The sequence below is a fragment of the Comamonas kerstersii genome (genome assembly GCF_008801935.1).
GTDB lineage: Bacteria > Pseudomonadota > Gammaproteobacteria > Burkholderiales > Burkholderiaceae_C > Comamonas > Comamonas kerstersii.
Genome location: NZ_VZOT01000015.1, coordinates 40649 through 63783, shown reverse-complemented (window position 1 = coordinate 63783; position 23135 = coordinate 40649). Strand labels below are relative to the sequence as shown.

General features: G+C 61.1%; 21 protein-coding genes. 12 read left to right on the top strand and 9 right to left on the bottom strand.

The window, feature by feature from the left end:
- On the bottom strand, positions 1-268 hold a 268-nt coding region (locus tag F7P80_RS14905), incomplete at its 3' end, for a transposase (RefSeq protein ID WP_151045774.1).
- Between the two features lie 635 nt (positions 269-903).
- Between F7P80_RS14905 and F7P80_RS14900 the strand changes: the two genes are divergently transcribed.
- Both F7P80_RS14900 and F7P80_RS14895 read left to right on the top strand, forming a co-directional pair.
- On the top strand, positions 904-2220 hold the full coding sequence (locus tag F7P80_RS14900; protein WP_170265398.1) for a surface lipoprotein assembly modifier: 1317 nt from the start codon (positions 904-906) through the stop codon (positions 2218-2220).
- Positions 2221-2235: 15 nt separating this feature from the next.
- The gene (locus F7P80_RS14895; protein WP_151045770.1) at positions 2236-3384 is read left to right on the top strand and encodes a hypothetical protein; all 1149 of its coding nucleotides are present in this window, start codon (positions 2236-2238) and stop codon (positions 3382-3384) included.
- Positions 3385-3598: 214 nt separating this feature from the next.
- Here F7P80_RS14895 and F7P80_RS14890 read toward each other — a convergent pair whose 3' ends face one another.
- The 3 genes from F7P80_RS14890 to F7P80_RS14880 all read right to left on the bottom strand — a co-directional run bounded on the left by F7P80_RS14890 (position 3599) and on the right by F7P80_RS14880 (position 9011).
- Entirely contained in the window at positions 3599-3817 is a 219-nt protein-coding gene (locus F7P80_RS14890) for a DUF1440 domain-containing protein (RefSeq protein ID WP_151045769.1), read from the bottom strand.
- A gap of 709 nt (positions 3818-4526) precedes the next feature.
- A complete protein-coding gene (gene parC / locus F7P80_RS14885) occupies positions 4527-6914 on the bottom strand; it encodes a DNA topoisomerase IV subunit A (RefSeq protein ID WP_151045768.1) in 2388 nt (795 codons plus the stop codon).
- Between the two features lie 117 nt (positions 6915-7031).
- A complete protein-coding gene (locus F7P80_RS14880; protein ID WP_054066505.1) occupies positions 7032-9011 on the bottom strand; it encodes a DNA topoisomerase IV subunit B in 1980 nt (659 codons plus the stop codon).
- 320 nt (positions 9012-9331) lie between these two features.
- On the opposite strand from F7P80_RS14880, the gene F7P80_RS14875 reads away from it, so the two are divergent.
- From F7P80_RS14875 to F7P80_RS14870, 3 genes are read left to right on the top strand one after another with little or no spacing between them, the layout of a single operon-like run.
- Entirely contained in the window at positions 9332-10528 is a 1197-nt protein-coding gene (locus F7P80_RS14875) for an MFS transporter (RefSeq protein ID WP_054066549.1), read from the top strand.
- A gap of 30 nt (positions 10529-10558) precedes the next feature.
- Positions 10559-10720, top strand: coding sequence for a hypothetical protein (locus F7P80_RS16835; RefSeq protein WP_162777416.1), 162 nt, complete (start codon positions 10559-10561; stop codon positions 10718-10720).
- An 11-nt stretch (positions 10721-10731) separates the two neighbouring features.
- On the top strand, positions 10732-11322 hold the full coding sequence (locus F7P80_RS14870) for a class I SAM-dependent methyltransferase (RefSeq protein ID WP_211372051.1): 591 nt from the start codon (positions 10732-10734) through the stop codon (positions 11320-11322).
- Between the two features lie 252 nt (positions 11323-11574).
- On the opposite strand, the gene F7P80_RS14865 is transcribed toward F7P80_RS14870, so the two are convergent.
- Positions 11575-12543 carry a DUF2254 domain-containing protein gene (locus F7P80_RS14865; protein WP_211372050.1) on the bottom strand — a complete coding sequence of 323 codons (969 nt, stop codon included), beginning with the start codon at positions 12541-12543 and terminating at the stop codon, positions 11575-11577.
- A 375-nt stretch (positions 12544-12918) separates the two neighbouring features.
- On the opposite strand from F7P80_RS14865, the gene dapA reads away from it, so the two are divergent.
- Both dapA and bamC read left to right on the top strand, forming a co-directional pair.
- Positions 12919-13815, top strand: coding sequence for a 4-hydroxy-tetrahydrodipicolinate synthase (gene dapA, locus F7P80_RS14860; RefSeq protein ID WP_054066507.1), 897 nt, complete (start codon positions 12919-12921; stop codon positions 13813-13815).
- 50 nt (positions 13816-13865) lie between these two features.
- A complete protein-coding gene (gene bamC / locus F7P80_RS14855; RefSeq protein WP_054066551.1) occupies positions 13866-14978 on the top strand; it encodes an NlpB/DapX family lipoprotein in 1113 nt (370 codons plus the stop codon).
- Between the two features lie 223 nt (positions 14979-15201).
- Here the strand turns inward: bamC and F7P80_RS14850 are convergent, their stop codons facing one another.
- From F7P80_RS14850 to F7P80_RS14840, 3 genes are all read right to left on the bottom strand, one after another.
- Positions 15202-15552, bottom strand: coding sequence for a hypothetical protein (locus F7P80_RS14850; RefSeq protein ID WP_151045766.1), 351 nt, complete (start codon positions 15550-15552; stop codon positions 15202-15204).
- A gap of 244 nt (positions 15553-15796) precedes the next feature.
- Positions 15797-16927, bottom strand: coding sequence for a cupin domain-containing protein (locus F7P80_RS14845; RefSeq protein WP_151045764.1), 1131 nt, complete (start codon positions 16925-16927; stop codon positions 15797-15799).
- A gap of 135 nt (positions 16928-17062) precedes the next feature.
- On the bottom strand, positions 17063-18037 hold the full coding sequence (locus F7P80_RS14840; RefSeq protein WP_058879730.1) for a helix-turn-helix domain-containing protein: 975 nt from the start codon (positions 18035-18037) through the stop codon (positions 17063-17065).
- Positions 18038-18477: 440 nt separating this feature from the next.
- Here F7P80_RS14840 and F7P80_RS14835 point away from each other — a divergent pair, with 440 nt between their 5' ends.
- The 4 genes from F7P80_RS14835 (at position 18478) to F7P80_RS14820 (ending at position 22416) form a co-directional block, all read left to right on the top strand.
- The gene (locus F7P80_RS14835; protein WP_151045762.1) at positions 18478-19929 is read left to right on the top strand and encodes an aldehyde dehydrogenase; all 1452 of its coding nucleotides are present in this window, start codon (positions 18478-18480) and stop codon (positions 19927-19929) included.
- A 77-nt stretch (positions 19930-20006) separates the two neighbouring features.
- Positions 20007-20330, top strand: a complete 324-nt coding sequence (locus F7P80_RS14830) for a c-type cytochrome (protein ID WP_054066512.1) — start codon at positions 20007-20009, stop codon at positions 20328-20330.
- Between the two features lie 14 nt (positions 20331-20344).
- On the top strand, positions 20345-20842 hold the full coding sequence (locus F7P80_RS14825) for a hypothetical protein (RefSeq protein WP_151045761.1): 498 nt from the start codon (positions 20345-20347) through the stop codon (positions 20840-20842).
- A gap of 23 nt (positions 20843-20865) precedes the next feature.
- Positions 20866-22416: an FAD-binding oxidoreductase gene (locus tag F7P80_RS14820; RefSeq protein WP_054066513.1), complete on the top strand. Its 1551-nt coding sequence runs from the start codon at positions 20866-20868 to the stop codon at positions 22414-22416.
- Between the two features lie 48 nt (positions 22417-22464).
- Here the strand turns inward: F7P80_RS14820 and F7P80_RS16965 are convergent, their stop codons facing one another.
- Positions 22465-22602, bottom strand: coding sequence for a hypothetical protein (locus F7P80_RS16965; RefSeq protein ID WP_162777417.1), 138 nt, complete (start codon positions 22600-22602; stop codon positions 22465-22467).
- Here F7P80_RS16965 and F7P80_RS14815 point away from each other — a divergent pair.
- Positions 22601-23128, top strand: coding sequence for an FKBP-type peptidyl-prolyl cis-trans isomerase (locus F7P80_RS14815; protein ID WP_054066514.1), 528 nt, complete (start codon positions 22601-22603; stop codon positions 23126-23128). The genes F7P80_RS16965 and F7P80_RS14815 overlap by 2 nt on opposite strands.
- The last annotated feature ends 7 nt before the right edge of the window (positions 23129-23135 follow it).

The following is a 23135-nucleotide window of genomic DNA, read 5'->3' as shown; positions in this document are numbered from 1 at the left end:
ACAGGCCAACGAATTCCCGAAACAAGGGCATGTCATGCAGCGCTTCTTCCATAGCTGGATCACTGAGGTTGAACCACTGCTGCATAAAGTGAATGCGCAGCAGCATCTCCACAGGAAATGGAGGCCGCCCTTTGCGACCTTCAGGTGCATATGGCGCAATCAAGTCCACCAACTCTTGCCATGGAACGACTTGCTGCATCTGCTCCAGGAATTCACGTTTACGTGTTTTTTTGGTGGAAAGGTTCAGGCCAAGATCAAATTGCTGCATAGGCCGGGATGCTGCCGCACCCGGCACGCATGTGCAAGCACATGCGTTGGGGACTTATGCAGAGGTTCCCTAGTGCGCATCCAGCAAGCGCTGGTAGCTATGAATTTTGTATTCACTCCCTCTCCCGCTTTCGGGAGAGGGCTGGGGTGAGGGTGCCGGCTCACCTTCCCCCGCTGGGGGAAGGCGGGGATGGGTGCTAGACCCGTTGGAAGCTGGCTACCAAGCGCTGCACGACAGCCGTACCTCTCAGCTAACGCCAGAAAACTTCACCAATCACACAACACAGTGAACCAAGCATAAATTTACATTTTGTGTCACAAAAAACATACAACTCACTAAAAACCGTGATTGCAGACTTCTGAGCAATCCACTACCTTTGGCCATCTTTTTTACGCACCAGCTGCTTTCCTCCGCATTTTCATCTGCCTGCATTGGTATTTTTTGAACTCCAGACCTTGCCAGCAGATGACCTTCGCGCGACGCAAACTGGCCTAGTTGGTCACCCCTTCTGGCTGCAACTGCGCAGCAATGGGTCTTCCGTCCGCATAGACAAGCACATGCATACCCACCGACTCAAGAGACAAGTCACCGGCCGACTTCCCACACAAGCCGCAGCAGTGTTGCTGGGATTCACATTGACAAGCGCTACATCGGCGCAAACCACCCCACAGACCACTATCACCCCCCCTGCTGACAGTTCCTCAGCATTACTATCTCCACAAATTGCAGAGCTGGAAGCCTATCTGGCCCGGCACCCCGACAACGTCGACGCGCTCTACACCTATGCCCATCGCTTGCTGCAGGCGCAGCGCATGGCTGAAGCACGAGAAGCTTATCTGAGCATCTTGCGGCTGCGCCCCGGGCACCTGGCCACCACCATGGAGCTGGCCATGCTGGACCACCGCATGCAGCAGCTGGACAGCGCCCGCGCAGGCTATGAGCAACTGCTGCGTGCCAATGATCTGCCACCTGACGTGCGTGCCGTGGTGCAGCAGCGCCTGGCACAGCTGAACCAGGCCCTGAACGTGCACCGCCTGTACGGCTCCGTCACGCTGGGGCTGACCGCACAGCACAACGCCAACGCCGGGCCTGCTGGCGACCGTGTAGACATTCTGGGCGCCATCTACCCCCTGTGGGACAGCGCAGCGCGCCGCTCGGATGTGATGCGCACAGCCAATGCCTCACTGGGCTGGCGCTGGCACTGGAACCAGCAAGGTGACTACTGGCAGACCTCGGGCAACGTCCTTACCGCCCTGCCTCACCATGTGCCCCGCAACCGCCGCCAGCAAATGTCGCTGCGCACCGGCCCCACCTTCTCCATGGCACGCTGGGGCCTGCAAGGCCAGCTGGGTGTGCAGCTGGTAGCCCACCGCGTAGACCTGGCCCGCGCCCATTACCTGGACAGCCAGGGGCTGGAAGTCAACAGCAACTGGCGCATTGCACCCCGGCAGCTGCTGACCCTGTCCTGGCACCACCTGCGCGAAAACTATGCCCAAAACAGCACCCACCCCACAGGCAATGCCAAAGACCAGCACCGCAATGCGCTGACCGCTGGCTGGCAGTACCAGTGGAGCACTCGCGCCATGGTGTATGCCCGCTGGATGCACGAGAAGCGCTCGGCCCACGATCATGCCTACAGCCTGCAGCGCAACCTGTGGACGGCAGGTGCCAGCACCAGCTACCCCTCGCCCTTTGCCTGGAGCCCCGGTCCCTGGCGCAGCAGCATCTACGCCAGCTACGCCCACAAAAAGCACCAGGCACCCGACACCAAAATCAGCCTGGATCAGGTGCAGCGCACCTCCAACTACTCCGTCGGCTTTGCACAGCAGATTCCGCTCACCGAAGCAGTCTCTGCCAATCTGGGCCTGTCATGGCTGCGCGTGCGCTCCAACTACGACATGGCCACCTACAACGACCGCTCTGTGAATGTGTCGTTGACTTACGCGTTCTAACCCGCAGAGGTCGATATGCCACTGGCTTTACCCCCCTTCCGTTCCCGCCACACACTGGCCGCAGCACTGCTGGCACTGGGTCTGGTCTCGCAGGCCCAGGCCACCAATTTTTTTGTCACCACCACGCCCGACGGCAGAACCTACCTCGCAGTCAGCACTGGTGCCCCCCCCTCAGGCGGTAGCAGTCCCAGCCCAGATACCCAGATTTACCCCAGCCAGATGGCCACCCTGCCACTGAACGACACCCCACAGCAGGGCATGCCATTCTTATCTGGCGTCACCTTAGCACCCAATCCCTTGATAGATGCCATCGTCCAGAATCTGACCGATATTGCCAACGCAAACCGAGCATTACTCAATGCACCTGCTGGCACAGCAGCGTCCTCCACGGTGCCTGTTTCCCTGTCTGGCGAGGAGGCACAGGCCCTGCTCCAGGCCCTGCAGCAACAGCCCAACCTCAGCCCTGAGCAGCAAGCACAAATCAACGAACTGATAACGCAGCTGTCAGGGGCTACGCCTGCTGCGCCCCCCCCTGCAGCCACCAACAGCGCGGCGGCCTTGCTGGCCCAGCGCAAGGCGGAAGCCGAAAGGGCGCGAGCCGAAGCAGGAGCACCAGCCACCCCTACCGCGACCGCAGAGCAACTCGCCAAGGCACGTGAGGCAGCGCTGCAAAAACGCGCTGCCGCACAAGCCGCCCCTCCAGAGCCTGCTACCCCTACTGCACCTGCTACCCCTCCAGCACCGGCTACCCCTGATCCCGCCTTGATGCAGCTGGAATCCACCCCCAGTCTGGACCAGATGCAGCAACTGCAAAGCCTGCTGAACCAAGACACAGACGCACCCGCTGCTGATCTCCCTGACCCCAGCCTGGTGGCCGTGCCTGGCACCGAGCCCTTTACCGGGCCGAATGACGATGTGATTGACCCTCAGCAGGCCTTGCTGGATCTGCAACTGCAAGACCCCGGCTTTCAGGCAACACAGCCCCCCGTAGAGGAACCCTTCAACCCCGGCGAGCTTTCGCCCGGTGAAGAGCCCTATAACCCCGGTGACCTTTCACCCGGCGAAGACCCCTTCAACCCCGGTGATCTTTCACCCGGCGAAGACCCCTTTAACCCCGGCGAGCTTTCACCCGGGGAACAGCCCTATAACCCGGACATGCCCTGAATCTGCTTGGTGGGGCAAACCGTACTGAGGCCATGAGTTGCCGGGGCTTGAATCAAGCACCAGCCACAGGCGCGGGTTGACTCACGCCTGTGGCACATCCGCGCAGACCAGTGCCGGAAGTTGGTTGTGTCTAGAGACCACGCCAGCCTGTGGCTGGCGTAGAAGCATCGGTTCATTCCGCAAACACTGGCGCTCAGCCAATGGATGCAGTCATTCAAGCTTTACACAACATCTGGCGGCGAACGCACTCAATCGTCCACATCCAGATCGTGGTACCCACTACCTCAGAGATCGCGCCATCCAGCGGAATATTCCAGACCATGGGGCCAATCCCCATCAGCGGCAGCACCATGCCGTGCGCACCAAAGGCCATCACCCAACCGAACGCGGGCTTGCCATGTTGCCAGAACTTCTCGAAGTACCTCTCGGCCATGCAGCAACGGACACTTGTTTTTAAGTAGCCAATCGTCCGGGACCCGACACCTACGTTGCTTCGGCGAGCGACTCTTTGGAGTAACAAAGAATTGCCCGTCGGTGTAACCACCCAGCCTCTGCAAACAAACCCATAGCAGCAACCAAACCAGAAGCAGAACCGCCCTCACCCCAACCCTCTCCCGCAAGCGGGAGAGGGAGTACATATCAAATTCATAGCTATCAGCGCTTGCTGTATCTGCGCTAAAGCCATATTTCATTCATAAAACTGGCGACTGTCGTGCAGCGCTTGCCTGGCAACCTCCAACAGAGCTGGCCCCCATCCCTGCCTTCCCCCAGCGGGGGAAGGAGTAAACACCACCCTCACCCTACCCTCTCCCGCAAGCGGGAGAGGGAGCGAATGCCAAATTCATAGCTGCAAGCGCTTTCTGCATCTGCGTTGGAGCCATATTTCATTCATAAAACTGGCGACTGTCGTGCAGCGCTTGCCTGGCAACCTCCAACAGAGCTGGCCCCCATCCCTGCCTTCCCCCAGCGGGGGAAGGAGTAAACACCACCCTCACCCCTACCCTCTCCCGCAAGCGGGCGAGGGAGAAAAGCCCTCTCTCTCACAAGCAAAGAAGAAAAAACAAAGGCTGCCAACCCTTTACAGGATTAACAGCCTTTTTGGCTTCTAGCGCCCGTCCAGAAAGCGCTAATAGCTATCACATTTACTCAACGCGGAAAATGCCGTTGGGCTTGAACGTCCAGCCCGTGGCCTTGCCCTTGGAACCACGCTTGCCCAGCGCGTTGTTGAGGGAGCGGATTTCCAGGGATTCCTCCTTGGCCTTGCCCCCCCGGCCCACGCCGGTGATGCGTACCGAGCGGGTATAGGCTGCAGCACCGGCCAGCGCGTCCTTGTCTTCCAGCTTGATCAGCTGCAGGCCACGGCCGCCGCTCATGGTCTTGAGTTCGGTCAGTGCATAGGTCAGCACATTGCCGCCCGTGGTCAGGCAGGCCACATGGGTGGCATCTGGCAGCGGGGTACTGCCATTGGTGCCGCCGATGATGGAAGGCTGGCACAGGGTTTCGCCGTCCTGAATGGTGACGAATGCCTTGCCGCCCTTGTTGCGGGCCAGCATGGATTCCACCTTGGCCACAAAGCCGTAGCCACCGCTGCCGCTCATGAGCAGCTGGGCCGAGACCGGGCCTGCAAAGTAGCTGGCAATGTGGGTGCCTGCTTCCAGGTCAATCATGGTGTTGATGGGCTGGCCATCGCCACGGCCGCCAGGCAGCGTAGCCACGGCCACGCTGTAGACGCGGCCGTTGTTGCCAAAGACGATGAGCTGGTCCACCGTGCGGCACTCGAAAGTGCCCCAGAGCTGGTCGCCCGCCTTGAAGCTGAAGTTGCCTGCCTCATGGCCGTGGCCCTTGTGCGTGCGCACCCAGCCTTTTTCCGAGACGATGACGGTCACAGGCTCATCGGGCACCTTGATTTCGGCGACCACCTTTTTCTCTTCCTGAATCAGCGTGCGGCGCTCGTCGGCAAAGGTTTTGGCGTCGGATTCGATTTCCTTGACCATCAGGCGCTGCAGGCTCCTGGGGTTGGCCAGAATGTCCTGCAGCTTGCCTTCTTCTTCGCGCAGCTCGTTCAGTTCCTTTTCGATCTTGATGGCTTCCAGACGGGCCAGCTGGCGCAGGCGAATTTCCAGAATGTCTTCGGCCTGGCGCTCGGACAGGTCAAAGCGGGCCATCAGCGCGGCCTTGGGTTCGTCGCTCTCGCGGATGATGGCAATCACCTCGTCGATGTTGAGCAGCACGATCTGGCGGCCTTCCAGAATGTGGATGCGGGCCTGCACCTTCTCCAGACGGTGCTGCGAGCGGCGGGTAATGGTCTGCTGGCGGAAGGCCGCCCACTCTTCGAGCATGCGGCGCAGCGACTTCTGCACGGGCTTGCCGTCCAGACCGATGGAGGTGAGGTTGATGCTGGCCGAGGTTTCCAGGCTGGTGTGGGCCAGCAAGATGGTGATCAGCTCCTGCTGCGGGGTCTTGCTGGTCTTGGGCTCGATCACCAGACGCACGGGGGCGCTCTTGCTGGACTCGTCGCGCACGCTGTCGAGCACGGAAAGCACCGTGGCCTTGAGCTGCTGCTGCTCCTGCGTCAGCGCCTTCTTGCCTGCCTTGACCTTGGGGTTGGAGAGTTCTTCGATCTCTTCCAGGATTTTCTGGGCCGACACGCCGGGCGGCAGTTCGTTGACCACCATCTGCCACTGGCCGCGCGCCAGCTCTTCGATCGTCCAGCGTGCGCGCACCTTCAGGCTGCCGCGGCCGGTGCTGTAGGCATGGCGAATGTCTGCCGCGCTGCTGATGATCTGGCCGCCGCCGGGGTAGTCCGGGCCGGGAATCAGGGCGTACAGCTCATCGTCCAGCATGGCGGGCTTTTTGATCAGCGCCACGCAGGCATCGGCCACTTCACGCAGGTTGTGGCTGGGGATTTCGGTGGCCAGACCCACAGCAATACCGCTGGCGCCATTGAGCAGGGCAAAGGGCAGGCGTGCGGGCAGCTGCTGGGGCTCCTGCGTGGAGCCGTCGTAGTTGGGCACAAAGTTCACCGTGCCTTCGTCGATTTCATCGAGCAGCAGCGTGGTGATTTTGCTCAGGCGCGCTTCGGTGTAGCGCATGGCGGCTGCGCCGTCACCGTCGCGGCTGCCGAAGTTGCCCTGGCCGTCGATCAGCGGGTAGCGCTGGTTGAAGTCCTGTGCCATGCGCACCAGGGCGTCGTAGGCGGACTGGTCACCGTGCGGGTGAAAGCGGCCCAGCACGTCACCCACCACACGGGCGGATTTGACGGGCTTGGCAGGGGTGTTGTTGTTGGTGCCGGAGTAGCTCAGGCCCATGCGGCCCATGGCGTACAGAATGCGGCGCTGCACGGGCTTCATGCCATCCGCCACATCCGGCAGGGCACGGCCCTTGACCACGCTCAGCGCGTATTCCAGATAGGCACGGCGGGCGTACTGGCCCAGCTCCAGCACGTCACCGGACGCCTGGGTGGCCAGATCGAGCAAAGGTGCTGCGGCGGTAGAGGGTTGAACTGCTTCGACTTCGGGTTGATCGCTCATACGTATGTCGGGGGTGGGCTGCTGCCGGGGCAGCAGACCTTGTCAGATAAGGCAGTGCGCATGGTGGCGCACTGCTGCTGAAAAAAGAACAAGGGGCAGGCCTTGGCGGGCACGGGCTCAGATGTCCACTTCCACATCGTTGCCGTGCAGCTCCATCAGCTCGCGGCGTGCGGCGGCTTCGCCCTTGCCCATGAGCTGACCGAAGATGAGCTCGGAAGTGGCGAGGTCCAGATCCTCCACCTGCACGGGCAGCAGGCGGCGCGTGTCGGGGTTGAGGGTGGTTTCCCACAGCTGCTCGGCGTTCATCTCGCCCAGGCCCTTGAAACGGCTGATCTGGCACTTCTCGCGTGCCACACCTTCCTTGGCGGCCTTGTCGAGGATAGCGTTCAGTTCGCCCTCGTCCAGCGCATAGACCTTGGCCGCAGGCTTTTTGCCGCGCGCAGGCACGTCCACCCGGAACAGCGGCGGCAGGGCGATGTAGACATGGCCTGTCTCGATGAGCTTGGGGAAGTGCTTGAAGAACAGTGTCAGCAGCAGCACCTGGATGTGGGAGCCGTCCACATCCGCATCGCTCAAGATGCAGATCTTGCCGTAGCGCAGGCCGGACAGGTCAGGCTCGTCATCGGGGCCATGGGGGTCTACGCCAATCGCTACAGAAATGTCGTGCACTTCGTTGTTGGCAAACAGGCGGTCGCGCTCCACTTCCCAGGTGTTGAGCACCTTGCCGCGCAGGGGCAGGATGGCCTGGGTTTCCTTGTCGCGACCCATCTTGGCCGAACCACCGGCGGAGTCGCCCTCCACCAGAAACACTTCATTGACGGAGATGTCGCGGCTTTCGCAGTCGGTGAGCTTGCCGGGCAGCACGGCCACGCCGGAGCCCTTGCGCTTTTCCACCTTCTGACCCGCTTTCTGGCGGGTCTGGGCAGCCTTGATGGCCAGCTCTGCAATCTTTTTGCCGTGCTCCACATTGGCGTTGAGCCACAGCTCCATGGCGGGCTTCACAAAGCTGGAGACCAGACGCACGGCGTCACGACTGTTAAGCTTTTCCTTGACCTGGCCCTGGAACTGCGGGTCCAGCACCTTGGCCGAGAGCACAAAGCTGGCACGGGCGAAGACGTCATCAGGCATGAGCTTGACGCCCTTGGGCAGCAGCGCATGCAGCTCGATAAAGCTTTTCACAGCCTGGAACAGGCCATCGCGCAGGCCGCTTTCATGCGTGCCGCCTGCGGTGGTGGGAATCAGGTTGACATAGCTTTCGCGCACGGGCGTGCCCAACTCGGTAAAGGCCAGGCACCAGGCGGCGCCTTCGCCTTCGCTGAAGGTGTCGCTGTGCTTGTCGGCATAAGCTTCGCCTTCGAGCAGCGGGATGACGGGGTCGGCATTCAGCGTCTGCGAGAGGTAGTCCTTCAGGCCACCCTTGTACTGCCACTGCTGAACGTCTTTGTTCTTTTCATTGGTCAGCGTCACGCTCACACCGGGCATGAGCACGGCCTTGGAGCGCAGCAGGTGCACCAGCTCATGCATGGGCAGGTTGGCGCTGTCAAAGTATTTGGCATCTGGCCACACACGCACCGTGGTGCCGTGCTTGCGGTCGCCGCTGGCCATGTCGCGGGTGGTCAAGGGTTCAACCACATCACCGCCAGCAAAGGCCAGAGAAGCGACCTGACCGTCGCGGTGCACCGTCACTTCAAGGCGCGTGGCCAGAGCGTTCGTCACCGAGACGCCCACGCCGTGCAGACCGCCGGAGAAGCTGTACGCGCCGCCATTGCCTTTGTCGAACTTGCCGCCAGCGTGCAGGCGTGTAAAGACCAGCTCCACCACGGGAGCGTTTTCTTCAGGGTGCAGGCCAAAGGGAATGCCGCGGCCATCGTCTTCCACACTGACGGAGCCGTCGCTGTGCAATGTGACCTTGATTTTTTTACCGTATCCGGCCAGTGCTTCGTCCGCCGCGTTGTCGATCACCTCCTGCACGATGTGCAGGGGGTTATCGGTGCGGGTGTACATGCCGGGGCGTTGCTTGACGGGCTCCAGGCCCTTGAGAACACGGATTGAGCCTTCCGAATAGGCGGATGCAGAAGTAGAGGGTTTAGCTGCCATGGGGGCGGATTGTAGTTCCGGCCACAGCTCAGTGCTGGATAAATTCACAGTAACCAATCGTCGACTCCGGCTGCAATAGGGCACATGGCCCCGCATGGGCACCGCTCACGCCCATGCCGCATGCCAGCTGAACAGGCCCACAGGCGGGCATGGCTGCACCGGATGGCGGCGGGGTGAACGGGTCTGAAAACGTCCATCGTGCCATTCGATGGCAGCTTTGTGCAATGCATATCGCGCAGGTTGCAGCTTTTGCAAACGCATTTCGCTACATTGCTGTCATGCAAAACCATACACAACAAACGACGCCCCAACGCCTGCCCATGCTGCAGGTGCTGCTGTGCGGCGGCATGGTCGTCACCCTGTCCATGGGCATTCGCCACGGCTTCGGCCTGTGGCTGCAGCCCATTACGCAGGACATGGGCTGGACGCGTGAGAGCTTCTCGCTGGCCATTGCCATCCAGAACCTGTCCTGGGGCATTTTTGGCATTTTCATCGGCATGATTGCCGACCGCATGGGGGCCTTCAAAGTGCTCATTGGCGGAGCCATCCTCTACGCACTGGGGCTGGTGGGCATGGCGCTGGCCCCCACCACGCTGCTGTTTGCGCTGTTTGCCGGGCTGATGATTGGCATGGCCCAGGCGGGCACGACCTACGCCGTGGTCTATGGTGTGCTGGGGCGGCAGATTCCCCCGGAGCGGCGCAGCTGGGCCATGGGGGTGACGGCGGCGGCGGGCTCATTTGGCCAGTTCTTCATGGTGCCGGTAGAGGGCGGCCTGATCAGCGCCTTTGGCTGGAGCAATGCGCTGATGATTCTGGCGGTGATGGCCCTCATCATTGCCGTATTGGCCTTTGGCCTGCGTGAGCCGGGCTTTGCCTCAGGCAAACCCGTGCAGCGCCAGCAGTCCACCCTGCAGGCCTTCAAGGAGGCATGGACCAACCCCAGCTTTGTGCTGCTGACGGCGGGCTACTTTGTCTGCGGCTTTCAGGTGATGTTTATTGGTGTGCACATGCCCAGCTACCTCAAGGACTTTGGCATGTCGCCCCATGTGGCCAGCGTGGGGCTGGCGCTGGTGGGGCTGTTCAATATCTTTGGCACCTATCTGGCGGGCAATCTGGGCCAGAAGTACCCTATGCGCAAGCGCTATGTGCTGGCAGGCATCTACGGCATGCGCTCGGTAGTCACGGTGCTGTTCCTGCTGACTCCGCTGTCGGACTGGTCGGTCTACCTGTTCACCGCAGCCATGGGTTTTCTGTGGCTGTCTACCGTGCCGCTGACGAACGCCACGATTGCACAGATCTTTGGCGTGCAACACCTGTCCATGCTGGGTGGCTTTGTGTTCTGCAGCCACCAGATTGGCAGCTTCATGGGCGTGTGGCTGGGCGGCTATCTGTATGACATCAATGGCAATTACGACATGGTCTGGTATCTGTCGATTGCGCTGGGCGTATTTGCCGCCCTCGTCAACCTGCCCGTGCGTGAAGCGCCACTGCAGCGTCAGGCAGCAACGGCGGCGTAAGCTGCAGCCACTGCTGTCACAATAACAGGCATGTCCACCACCTCTCCCCCCTCCTCCATGCCCAGACTGCCCGCGTGGCTGCGCGGCGTGATCTGGGTGGTGGTCTGCCTGGCCCTGCTGGCCGTATTTGCCATGTACCTGCAGCCCGACTTCATGCTGACGCTGGCAGACCAGGTCTGGGCCTGCTTCTGACCCCACACCCCATGACTTGTTCTACTGCTTTGCCGCAGGGCAGCACGCCTGCGCCCGCACCTTCTGCACTGTCTGCACTTTCTGCCCCTTCTGAATGGGTGCAGCGCTTTGCCCATCTGCTGCCTGCAGGCGCACAGGTGCTGGACGTGGCCTGCGGCAATGGCCGCCATGCCAGCTTTCTGGCGGCACTGAGCCACCATGTCACCGGTATTGACCGCAATCCGCAAGCCCTGGCACAGCTGCCTGCCAGCGTGCGCGCCATTGAAGCGGATATTGAAAACGGCCCCTGGCCCCTGCCCGGCCAGCAGTTTGATGCCGTGGTGGTGACCAACTACCTGTGGCGGCCGCTGTGGCCCCAGGTGCTGGGCAGCGTGCGCGATGGTGGCCTGCTGATCTATGAAACCTTTGGCCAGGGCAATGCCGCCTACGGCAAGCCCTCGCGCCCGGACTTTCTGCTGGCCCCCGGCGAGCTGCTGCAGGTGTGCAGCGGCTGGCAGGTGGTGGCCTATGAGCACGGCCTGCGCCACAGCCCAGAGCGCGTCGTGCAGCGCATTGCAGCCGTCAAAGACGCGGCGGCTGCGCCCGCAGCTTTGCTGCCTTAACTCCTGCACCAGGGCATGCAGGCGCTGCTTGTCGTGCTCCAGTGCCATGGCCACATCGGCACGCGCCAGCGCCAGTTCAGCCTGTTCGCGCGCGGTTTGCCGGAATTCGCCATGACCAATGCGCCCCAGCGCCGCCAGTGACTTTTGCAGGCGCAGCTGAATTTCCACCAGCCCTGCGCCATCGCGAGCCATGAGCATGAAGGCGTCATCGAACAGGTCTGCGCTGCGCAGCGGGGGCACGAAGATCTCCGGTTAGTCAGCAGCAATTTCCTGCGCCTCGCGCTCACGCAGCCCCTGCGCCCAGACACTGAGCAGCCGGGTGCTGCGCGCAATCACGTCCAGCGCCGTGCCCGGGTCATTGGTGGCAGGAGAGAGCGCCCGCGAGGCGATCTCACACATCACCGCCAGGCCAAAACGCGGGTCCTGCTCAAAATTGCGCTCATTGCCCACGCTGAAGCTGGCACGTATGGCGGACAAAGCCGCTTCCAGCACTTCGGGCGATGTCTGTGCACTGCACACCAGCCACGCCAGCGGTGAGTCCACAAACACATGCCTGCCCGGTGTGGCTCCCATGTAGATCGTCCCTCCTGCCTCCTTGGCAGCCTGCGCCAGCGCGGGCATGTCGATGTGCTGCACATAGCCCACCTGCTCTGCAGCAATCGCAATACCTGCCTGCGGCGGGTGCTGCGGAAACGGCCAGCACTGCCCGCCCAGATAGGGCTGCGCCAGGCACTGCTGCAGCGCGGTGCGGGTGGCGTCTTCGACGCGGCCCATCGTCTCCCCCATGCGCCCGAAGCGGGTGAGGTAGTCAATCCAGCGCAGCAGGTTGACCACGATCAGGGCAATCACGGCAATCGTGACGATGAACAGCACCACGCGCCCACGTTCACCATAGGCACCAAAGCGCAGCACGATCATGCCCACCACTCTGAAGATGAATGAGCCAATAAAGCTGGCCAGCACCGTCTGGGTGATGGGGTCTTCCATCAGCAGCTTGGTGGCGCGCGGTGTGACGTTGCTGGTGGCAGAGCCGTAGGCCGAGGTCATGACACCCAGCGAAAACGTGGTCACAGCCAGCATGCTGGAGGCAATGATGGTCAGCAGACTTTCAATGGCTGCCACATCTACAAAGCCCGGCAGCTCCCAGGGAATCCAGATCTCCACCACCGCAGCCAGCAATGCCGTGAGCACCCCCAGCAAGCCAATCAGTGTGGTGCGCACCCACAGTCTGCAGCCAACCTGACAGTTGCCACCACCATTTATTCACGCTCATACACCGTCTCCTTGTGAAGACTTGTGTATGCCGCATCCTTGGGTGACACGATGTCAGACAAGGCAGCATTGCCTATCAGCGCAGACAGACAGCCAAGGCGCATCCTCATAAAAATAAGAGCATTCAGCGCTTGATTTGAAAGCATTTTACATATAAATAGATCGCAATTGCTTGTATAAACAGCGCTGACAGCTCATTTTTTTGAGTGACTATCTGCAAAGTTTGCGCAAATCCGTGTTGTCTAGGGTCAACGCGAATACATTGCTTGCATTGCATGCTGGCGCAATCGTTAGAATGCCCTTTTCCCGTTTTCTCTCGCGGTCATGACCACATCTACAGTCGCCTTGAAAGGCAGCATCGTTGCCCTTGTCACCCCCATGCATGAGGACGGTAGCGTCGACTACCCGAGCCTGCGCAAACTGATCGACTGGCATGTCGCAGAGGGCACCAACTGCATTGGCGTCGTGGGCACTACGGGCGAATCGCCCACCGTGAACGTAGAAGAGCACTGCGAAATCATTCGCGTGGCCGTTGAACAGGCTGCAGGCCGCGTGCCCGTGATGGCCGGCTGCGGTGCCAACAGCACCCACGAAGCCATTGAGCTGGCCAAGTTTGCAAAGAGCGTTGGTGCCGACAGCCAGCTGCAGGTAGTGCCCTACTACAACAAGCCTACGCAGGAAGGCCAGTACCAGCACTTCAAGGCCATTGCTGAAGCCGTCGGCGATCTGCCCATGATGCTCTACAACGTGCCCGGCCGCTCCGGCGCAGACATGCAGCACGACACCGTGCTGCGTCTGGCACAGATTGATTCCATCTTCGGTATCAAGGAAGCCACCGGCAATATCGAACGTGCACAATGGCTGATCCGCGATGTGCCTCAGGGCTTTGGCGTGTACTCCGGTGATGACCCCACCGCTGTGGCGCTGATGCTGTGCGGCGGCCACGGCAATGTGTCCGTAACCGCCAACGTAGCCCCCCGCCTGATGAGCGAGCTGTGCGCCGCTGCCCTGGCTGGCAACATCCAGCGCGCCATGGAAATCCAGTTCAAGCTGATGCCTTTGCACAAGCACCTGTTCGTGGAGTCCAACCCCATCCCAGTGAAATGGGCCGTGGCACGCATGGGCCACTGTGGCGGTACGCTGCGTCTGCCCATGACAGAATTGTCGGCAGCCAACCAGCCTGTGGTAGAAACCGCGCTGCGTAATGCTGGTCTGATTTAATCCGCATTGCTTTATTTGTCTTGTATCACTCGAGGAATTTCCGCGTGAAAGTGACCACAACTACCGCCCGCTTAAGCCTGATCGGCTTGGCTGTTGCACTGTCTGCCTGCTCTGTGATTGAAGAGAGCAAGATCGACTACAAGAGCGCCAAGAAGGCCAGCACGCTGGAAGTACCTCCAGATCTGACACAGCTGACCCGCGACACCCGCTACACGGCAGCACCTGACCGCTCGGTCTCTGCCGTGGCGCTGGCCGCTGGCCAGCAGAACCAGGTGCCTGTCGTGGAGCGCGCAGCGCCCCTGAAGGTGGGTGACGTGGAAATCATGCGCGACGGCAACAAGCGCTGGCTGGTGGTCAACCGCCCTGCCGACCAGCTGTGGGAACCCACCCGCGAGTTCTGGATTGACCACGGCTTCAACCTGTCACAGGAAAAGCCTGACCTGGGCATCATCGAGACCGACTGGGCGGAAAACCGCGCCAAGCTGCCTCAGGACATCATCCGCTCGACCATCGGCAAGCTGTTTGACTCGCTCTACTCCACCAGCGAGCGCGACCGCTTCCGCACCCGTCTGGAGCGCCGCCCTGACGGCAAGACCGAAATCTTCATCACCCACCGTGGCATGGAAGAGGTCTACAGCAACAGCAACAAGGACTCCACCGTCTGGCAGCCTCGCGATGCTGACCCTGAGCTGGAAACCGAATTCCTGCGCCGCCTGATGATCAAGCTGGGCACGAGCGAAGAGCAGTCCCGCGCACTGGTGGCAGCCGACAAGGCCACGGCCGTGCAGGCCGCCCCCTCCGCCAAGATTGCGACCATCAACGGCCAGCCAGCCGTGGAACTGGAAGAGCCTTTTGACCGTGCATGGCGCCGCGTGGGCGTGGCACTGGACCGTACCGGCTTCACCGTGGAAGACCGCGACCGCTCCAAGGGCCTGTACTACGTGCGCTACGTGGCACCCAACCCTGATACGGAAGAAAAGAAGAAGGGCTGGTTCAGCGGCCTGTTCAGCAGCAAGCCTGAGAACAAGCCCAGCCAGTACCAGATTGCCGTGCGCAGCAGCGGCGAGCAGACCCAGGTCACCGTGCTCGACGCCAAGGGCCAGCCCGAGACTACGCAGGCCGCACAGCGCATCGTGCGCGTGATTGCAGACGACCTGAAGTAAAGCGCTTCAGGCCTGCTGGCCAACCAAAAACCGCTCCCCAGCCGGGTGAGCGGTTTTTTTATGCCTCGGGCGCTGGCGACATGAAGCAGCTGCGCCACACCATGCACTGCGCCAGACCTGGCCCCACAGACAGCAGATAAAACAAAACCCGCTGCATGTGCATGCAAGCGGGTCTTTGTGTACATCACCTCCGGCAGTGAATGCCGGGTGTTGCAGGGAATGATTACTTGGTGGCTTCGATCGCAGACTTGGCAGCTTCGGCAGCCTTGTCAGCCTGCTCCTTGGCAGCGTCTACAGCCTTGTCAGCAGCTTCCTTGGAGGCTTCAGCAGCTTGCTGAGCGTCTTCCTTCACAGCTTCAGCAGCTTGCTCCAGCTTGTCAGCGGCTTGCTCGGCAGCCTGACCAGCAGCTTCAGCAGCGCGGTCCACAGCGGGTGCCACAGGTGCTTCAGCGGCAGGAGCGGGTGCTTCCACGGCAGGAGCTTGAGCAGGCGCTACAGGAGCTTCTTCCTTTTTGCCGCAAGCAACCAAAGCAGCAGAAGCGATAACGGTAGCCAGGATAAAAGCGTTCTTCATAGTTAAACCTCGATGGGTAGAAAAAAGTTATGCAGTTCCACGCTATTGCGTGACCTATCTGCCCTCTGCGCGGCGATCAGCTCGATCACAACTTCGCAGACTTCCCCACCTTAACGCCTGCTCTCAGAACTCCGTTGACAGGCATTTGCTACAGTTTTTGTAACCGTTTGTGATGTCCAGAGGTACTCCCTGCAAGCAACACCACGCTGCACATGGCTGATGTGCAGCGTGACGCGTGCCAGTGTTAGTCGTTCACGCTTTCGGCCCAGCCTGCATCCACCCACTCGGACAGCAGCTCCAGCGCGTCGTCGCTGAACTGCTGCACTTCACGGCGTGTCAGCACGCGGGTGTCGGCCAGCTTTTGCATGAGCTTGGCGTCCTTGCCACCGGCCAGGTAGCTCTCGCCATTGATGAAGATGTGCTTGGCGTCATACATCATGCGGGTGCGGCGGTTCAGACGCACACCTTCAATCATGGCGTAGCCGTCTGCAGGTTCAAACCAGACATTGGGCTTGGGGTCAGTCATGTACTCACCCAGCGCACGCTCCAGCGCCAGAGGCTCGGCCAGTGCCTTTTGCAGAGCTTCACGCGCAAATGCGTACAGGCCTTCTGGAATCTGGCCAGGGTTGGCGACAGCAGACTGCTTGGGGTCCTTGTAGACCACGTCCTTGGGGCACTCATCGGGCGCATCGGACATGCGCAGGAAGATCTCGCGCGCCATCTCGTCCTGCTTGGGCGAGCGAAAGCCAATGGAGTACGTCATGCACTCGCCACCCTCAGCAATGCCATCGTGCGCCCACTTGGGTGGCAGGTACAGCATGTCGCCGGGCTCGAGCACGAACGCTTCCTCAGGTTCGAAATGGGTCAGAATCTTCAGCGGCATATCAGGCTGCAGCGAAAAGTCTTTCTGTCGGCCAATGCGCCAGCGGCGCTTGCCATGGGCCTGCAGCAGGAATACGTCGTAGTTGTCAAAGTGGGGGCCCACGCCGCCCTGGTCGGTGGCGAAGCTGATCATCAGATCATCCATGCGCGCATCAGGCACAAAACGGAACTGCTGCAGCAGCGCGTGTGCTGCTTCGTTGTGCAGGTCCACGCCCTGGACCAGTGCCGTCCAGCCCTGCTTGGTCAGCGAAGGAAAGCTGCGACGCGAGAAGGGGCCGTGCGAGAGCTTCCACTGCCCCTCACCCAGCTGCTGAATCAGGCGCGATTCCACACCTTCCTCACCGGCCAGCGCCAGCAGTTCGGCGCGGCTGAGAATTGGCTTGAACCCGGGAATTGCCTGACGAATCAGCAAAGGCTTCTTGTGCCAGTAAGTACGCATGAATTTCTCAGGCGAAATACCGCCAAGCAATGTCAGAGGGGCTTTGATGTCCATGGTGTGAGGGGAAAAATCTATAAACCAGCCACCATTGTCTTATGCCAGCGCTGAGGCGGCTTGATGCACCACAGCTCAACCACAGAATATGCGCTGGCTTCCCCGCGCACACGCACAGCGCGCAGGAAGTCCTGCTCAGCGCTGCAGCGCCGTATCAGCCTGCACGCGGATAGCGCGAAATTCGCTGGGCGACATGCCGGTATAAGTCTTGAAGGCGCGGCTGAAATGCGCGCTGCTGCCAAAGCCGCAGTGCTGCGCCACATCGGCAATCGAGTAGTGCTTGAGCTGTGGCGAGAGCAGCTCGCGCATGCACAGCTCCAGACGGTTTTGCTGGATGAAGCCGCCCACGCTGACGGGCTCATCGGCAAAGGCATTGTGCAGGTGGCGCTTGCTGCAGTTGAGCGCTTGGGCCACGCTTTCTACGGACAGCGAAGGGTCGCGCAGATGCGCCATCACATAGGCTCGGATACGGTCCTTGAGTGCCAGCTGCTGCGTCATGGCCGTGCTTTGGCCTGCCAGCTCCTGCAGAGACAGATGCACCATGTCCAGCAGCAGCTCCCCGGCACGCAGGGCCACCGCAGGCGTCATGGCAGGCAGCTCCTGGTAGGTGCTGCGCATGGTCTCCAGCGCAATGCGGGCAATGCCGCTGCAGCCACCAATATTGCGCCCCATCAGGCCATCGAGCCGCAGGCCACGCTCCACAATGCTCTGCTTGGGCAGCATGACCACCAGGTATTCCGACCACTCCGGACTGGCTACTTCATAAGGCAGGGAGGTGTCATAGATCACCCAGCTGCCGCTGCGGGCGCTGGCCTTGCAGTCACCTTGCTGCACATTGGCAATGCCCTGCCAGGGAGCGACGATCTTCAGGTAATCCGCGCCCTGCCCCTGGACGCTTTGCACCGTGCACATGACCCGGTGGCGCGCAGCCTCCAGCTTGGTCATGACCACATCTCCCGCATGCTCTACGCGCACCCGGCCTTCAAAGCTGGTGTCGCCGTAGATATCGCTGTCGATGCCAGCGAACAGCATGGCCATCCAGTCATGCCACGCCTGCGCAGCTTCGCGGCCATTCATGCCATCGGTGCTGAGCGCAAAGCCTTGCTTCATGGGAAAACTGTCTCCTTGCCTAAAGGTGCTGCGCACCCATTCGGTGCACTTAACACAACCGACTGCCGGCTGCATTGACCCAGATTATGAAAAATTTCCCCCTTATACGTGCAAGATGACAAAACGTCAGACTTTTGCGGCGTATCAAGGGAAAACCCGAATATATCTGCACAAACCGTCAAACAAATTGTGCGCATTCGCGCAGTCCCAAGATGGTGCAGCGTTCTAGGATTGCACCATGCCATCTGCACAAAGATGCAGCGCACCCACAAGGCACAGGAGACAAAGATATGCAGCAGTACAGACTTCGCATAGCCCCGAGTTGATCTGTCGTGAACAGCACGCCAGGCATCTGCCTGACCGTGCCTGTGTCACTGTTTGGTGTTGCTGCATGTCACCGGCAACACACTCTTACGTCGAACTACATCAAGGAGTGCTCCATGATCGAGCAAAAAATGCTGATTGGCGGCCAGTCCGTCAACGCCAGCAATGCAGCCACCTTTGACCGCCTCAACCCCCTGGACGGCAGCATTGCCACCCGCGCACCTGCTGCCACGGTGGAAGATGCCATCCGCGCCTGTGACGCCGCCGCCGCTGCGTTCCCCATCTGGTCGCAAATGGGCCCCAACGCCCGCCGCCAGATGCTGATGAAGGCCTCGCAGGCGCTGGAAGCCAAGGGTGATGCCATTGCCGCTGCCATGGCCGCCGAGACTGGCGCATCCGGCATCTGGGCAGGCTTCAACGTGCACCTGTCGGCCAGCATGCTGCTGGAAGCGGCTTCGCTGACCACGCAGATCAATGGCGAGATCATTCCTTCCGACGTGCCCGGCAGCGTAGCCATGGCCGTGCGCCAGCCCGCCGGTGTGGTGCTGGGCATTGCCCCCTGGAATGCCCCCGTGATTCTGGCGGTGCGCTCCATCTCCACCGCACTGGCCTGCGGCAACACCGTGATTCTGAAGGGCTCCGAGCTGTGCCCTGCCACCCACGGCCTGATCATTGAAGCCCTGCAGGAAGCAGGCCTGCCCGAAGGCGTGGTGAACTTTGTGACCAACGCCCCCGCCGACGCTGGCGCGATTGTGGAAGCCATCGTTGCCCACCCTGCGGTGCGCCGCATCAGCTTCACGGGCTCCACCCGCGTGGGCAAGATCATTGGCCAGACCTGCGCCAAGCACCTCAAGCCTGCGCTGCTGGAGCTGGGCGGCAAGGCCCCCTTCATCGTGCTGGACGACGCCGATCTGGACGCCGCCGTGGCCGGAGCCACCTTTGGTGCCTTTGCCAACTCTGGCCAGATCTGCATGTCTACCGAGCGCTTTGTGGTGGACAACAAGGTCGCTGATGCATTCATTGCCAAGCTGGCAGCACGCGCACAGTCGCTGCCTCTGGGCGACCCCCGCAAGGGTCCTGTGGTGCTGGGCTCCGTGGTCGATATGGCCACCGTGGAGCGCTGCAACGCCATGATTGATGACGCGCTGGCCAAGGGTGCCAAGCTGGTGTGCGGTGGCAAGGCCGAAAACACGCTGATGCCCGCTACGCTGCTGGACCATGTGACGCCCGAGATGCGCATCTTCCACGAAGAGACCTTCGGCCCCGTCAAGGGCATCGTGCGTGTGAACAGCGAAGAAGAAGCCATTGCCGTGGCCAACAACAACGAGTTTGGCCTGTCGTCTGCCGTGTTCACCCGCGACACCGCACGCGGCTGGCGCGTGGCGGCCCGCATCGACAGCGGCATCTGCCACATCAACGGCCCCACCGTGCACGACGAGGCACAAATGCCTTTCGGCGGTGTCAAGGCTTCGGGTTATGGTCACTTTGGCGGCCAGCAAGGTATCAACGCGTTCACCGAAACGCGCTGGATCACCATGCAGACCACCCCCCGTCAGTACCCCTTCTGAGTTTTTTCTCTGACCTCCAGCGCCGGGCAGCCACCGCCACATGGCTGCCCGACACACCGCATCCCAGGAGAATCCCTTTGAAGTTCCGCATCCATCTGGCAGCAGTGACCCTGCTGTCCGGGCTGACTGCACCCGCTTTTGCCGCAGACCCACAGAACATCACATCCGGCCACCGCTACTACGAGAAGATCTGCGCCAAGTGCCACGAAGCTGGCGTAGGCCCCAATCTGAAAGGCCGTGGCCTGCCGCCCGAGTATTTCGCCGCCATTGCGCGCAACGGCTTCAACGCCATGCCAGCGTTTCGCGTGACCGACATTGACGACGCCACGCTGCAAAGCCTGGGCGAATACCTGTCGCAAACCAAGCTGCCATTCACCGAAGATCCAGCCAAGCTGCGCTGAACGAGGAAGCCATGATGCATACCAACCGTCGTGCCTTTCTGCAGACCCTGACCGCCGCGGGCTTTGCCCTGACCGGCATGGGCCTGGCACAGGCCAGTACCGGCAAGCCTGCCGCAGCAGCAGGCCAGGAAGTGCTGGCCATTACCTCGGCCACACATGGTCACGCACTGGAAGCCGCCTTTGTGCAGGGCGCGCAGTCTGTGGCAGCCCGTGTACAGCACAGCCAGCTGCTGGGCTTTGACAGTGCCAGCTTCCAGCAGCTGCACACCATGCTCCATGACCAGCAGGACACGCTGCTCGTCGGCCTGCTCGATGACGCCAGCGCCACCCTGGTGCTGGACTTGGTGCGCTCCGCCGGTGGCCGCGTGCTGTCTGAAGAGCACCACCGCATTGCCGCCGATGCCACAGGCTGGGCGCAGCAGCTGGGCCAGACCCTGGTCAGCGGCCAGAGCCACGCTGCCCCTGCACAGCCCGGCCAAGAATCCCGCGTGGCCCTGCGCTGCCTGATCTAAACCCATACTAGGAAACACCGCGTATGACTAGCAAATACATGGCCTTGCCCGAGGGCATGAGCGAGAACACCTTCGACGCCGCCATCGCCAAGTTCAAGGCGACGCTGGGCGAAGACAACGTCATGATCCAGGAAGACCTGGTTCGCCCCTACTCCAAGATCATGATGGCCGTGCCGACCGAAGAGCACGTGCCTTCTGCCGTGGTGACGGCCACCACCGTGGAGCAGGTGCAGCAGGTCGTGAAGATCTGCAACGAGTTCAAGGTGCCCGTGTGGACCATTTCCACCGGCCGCAACTTTGGCTACGGCTCTGCGGCTCCCGTGCAGCGCGGTCAGATCATTCTGGATCTGCGCAAGATGAACAAGATCCTGCACATCGATCCCGAGCTGTGCACAGCACTGGTCGAGCCCGGCGTGACCTACCAGCAGCTGTATGACTACCTGCAGGACAACAACATCCCGCTGATGCTGTCCTTCTCCGCCCCTTCGGCCATTGCAGGCCCACTGGGCAACACCATGGACCGTGGCGTGGGCTATACCCCCTATGGCGAGCACTTCATGATGCAGTGCGGCATGGAAGTGGTGATGGCCAATGGCGATGTGCTGCGCACCGGCATGGGTGGCGTCAAGGGCGAGAACTCCTGGCAGGTCTTCAAGTGGGGCTATGGCCCGACACTGGACGGCATGTTCACCCAGTCGAACTACGGTATCTGCACCAAGATGGGTTTCTGGCTCATGCCCAAGCCCCCGGTCTTCAAGCCTTTTGAAATCCAGTTCGACGAAGACAGCGACATCAACGAGATCGTTGAATTCATCCGCCCCCTGCGCATTGCCCAGATCATCCCCAACTCGGTGGTGATTGCTGGCCTGCTGTGGGAAGCCTCGACCTGCAACACCCGCCGCTCAGACTACACCACCGAACCCGGCGCTACGCCCGAAGCCATCCTCAAGCAGATCCAGAAGGACAAGCACCTGGGCGCTTGGAACGTGTATGCCGCGCTGTACGGCACGCAGGAGCAGGTAGATGTGAACTGGAAGATCGTCACCGATGCGCTCAAGAAGCTCGGCAAGGGTCGCCTCATCACCCAGGAAGAAGCGGGTGACACCCAGCCCTTCAAGTACCGCGCCCAGCTCATGTCCGGCGTGCCCAACCTGCAGGAGTTTGGTCTGTACAACTGGCGTGGGGGCGGTGGCTCGATGTGGTTCGCCCCTGTGTCGCAGGCACGCGGCAGCGAGTGCGACAAGCAAAAGACCCTGGCCAAGGACATTCTGAACAAGTACGGCTTTGACTATGTGGGCGAGTTCATCGTCGGCTGGCGCGACATGCACCACGTCATTGACGTGCTGTACGACCGCAGCAACGAAGAAGAAACCAAGCGTGCCAACGCCTGCTTCAACGAGCTGCTGGATGTTTTTGAAGAACACGGCTACGCCGTCTATCGCGTCAACACCGCCTTCCAGGAGCGCGTGGCCCAGAGCTACGGCCCCGTCAAGCGCGAAGTGGAACGCAAGATCAAGCGCGCGCTGGACCCCAACGGCATTCTGGCCCCCGGCAAGTGCGGCATTGATATCTGAGCGCCGCGCACGCTGAAACACCACGCCACCCTCTGCGGGTGGCGTTTTTTATGGTGCTGTTCTTGCCAATGCCCGGCTCTGCAGCCCCAGCTTGGCAGTCGTGGGAAAATCAGCCGCAGTGATCCGCCCCTGCGCGGTCTTTTCTTTTTTCCTCGCGGCACCGTCCGCACAAGGCTGCACTTTCATGGAAATTACCTCTCAATGCGTCGTTGCACTGACCTGGACCCTCAAGGACACCCTGGGTGAAGAACTGGACGTTCTGGACACACCCGTTGAATTCCTCGTCGGTGGTGACGATCTGCTCAAGCGTATTGAAGAAGCACTGCAGGGCCACAAGGTGGGCGACACGCTGCAGCTGCACCTGGAGCCTGAAGACGCCTTTGGCGACTACAACGACCAGCTCATCTTTCTGGAAAAGCGCGAACTGTTCCCCGCAGAAATCGAAGAAGGCATGACCTTCGAAGGCTACAGCCTGCCCCCCGGATGCAATCCCGAAGCACCCAAGGACGCGCTGTACACCGTGACCGAGATCTACCCCGAGCACGTGGTGCTGGACGGCAACCACCCGCTGTCCGGCATTGCGCTGCGCATTGAGCTGAAGGTGGAAGCCGTGCGTGAAGCCACCGAGGAAGAAGTCGGCCGTGGCACTGCAGGCACAGGCTTTTTCCGCATTCTGCCCCCCGAAGCGCCCAGCACACCTACGCTGCACTAAGCCGTAT

Coding starts and splice junctions, on each gene's coding strand:
- F7P80_RS14895 (WP_151045770.1), top strand. CDS start 2,236: ATGCCACTGGCTTTACCCCCCTTCCGTTCCCGCCACACACTGGCCGCA.
- F7P80_RS14890 (WP_151045769.1), bottom strand. CDS start 3,817: ATGGCCGAGAGGTACTTCGAGAAGTTCTGGCAACATGGCAAGCCCGCG.
- parC (WP_151045768.1), bottom strand. CDS start 6,914: ATGAGCGATCAACCCGAAGTCGAAGCAGTTCAACCCTCTACCGCCGCA.
- F7P80_RS14880 (WP_054066505.1), bottom strand. CDS start 9,011: ATGGCAGCTAAACCCTCTACTTCTGCATCCGCCTATTCGGAAGGCTCA.
- F7P80_RS14875 (WP_054066549.1), top strand. CDS start 9,332: ATGCTGCAGGTGCTGCTGTGCGGCGGCATGGTCGTCACCCTGTCCATG.
- F7P80_RS16835 (WP_162777416.1), top strand. CDS start 10,559: ATGTCCACCACCTCTCCCCCCTCCTCCATGCCCAGACTGCCCGCGTGG.
- F7P80_RS14870 (WP_211372051.1), top strand. CDS start 10,732: ATGACTTGTTCTACTGCTTTGCCGCAGGGCAGCACGCCTGCGCCCGCA.
- dapA (WP_054066507.1), top strand. CDS start 12,919: ATGACCACATCTACAGTCGCCTTGAAAGGCAGCATCGTTGCCCTTGTC.
- F7P80_RS14850 (WP_151045766.1), bottom strand. CDS start 15,552: ATGAAGAACGCTTTTATCCTGGCTACCGTTATCGCTTCTGCTGCTTTG.
- F7P80_RS14845 (WP_151045764.1), bottom strand. CDS start 16,927: ATGGACATCAAAGCCCCTCTGACATTGCTTGGCGGTATTTCGCCTGAG.
- F7P80_RS14840 (WP_058879730.1), bottom strand. CDS start 18,037: ATGAAGCAAGGCTTTGCGCTCAGCACCGATGGCATGAATGGCCGCGAA.
- F7P80_RS14835 (WP_151045762.1), top strand. CDS start 18,478: ATGATCGAGCAAAAAATGCTGATTGGCGGCCAGTCCGTCAACGCCAGC.
- F7P80_RS14825 (WP_151045761.1), top strand. CDS start 20,345: ATGCATACCAACCGTCGTGCCTTTCTGCAGACCCTGACCGCCGCGGGC.
- F7P80_RS14820 (WP_054066513.1), top strand. CDS start 20,866: ATGACTAGCAAATACATGGCCTTGCCCGAGGGCATGAGCGAGAACACC.
- F7P80_RS14815 (WP_054066514.1), top strand. CDS start 22,601: ATGGAAATTACCTCTCAATGCGTCGTTGCACTGACCTGGACCCTCAAG.
- F7P80_RS16965 (WP_162777417.1), bottom strand. CDS start 22,602: ATGAAAGTGCAGCCTTGTGCGGACGGTGCCGCGAGGAAAAAAGAAAAG.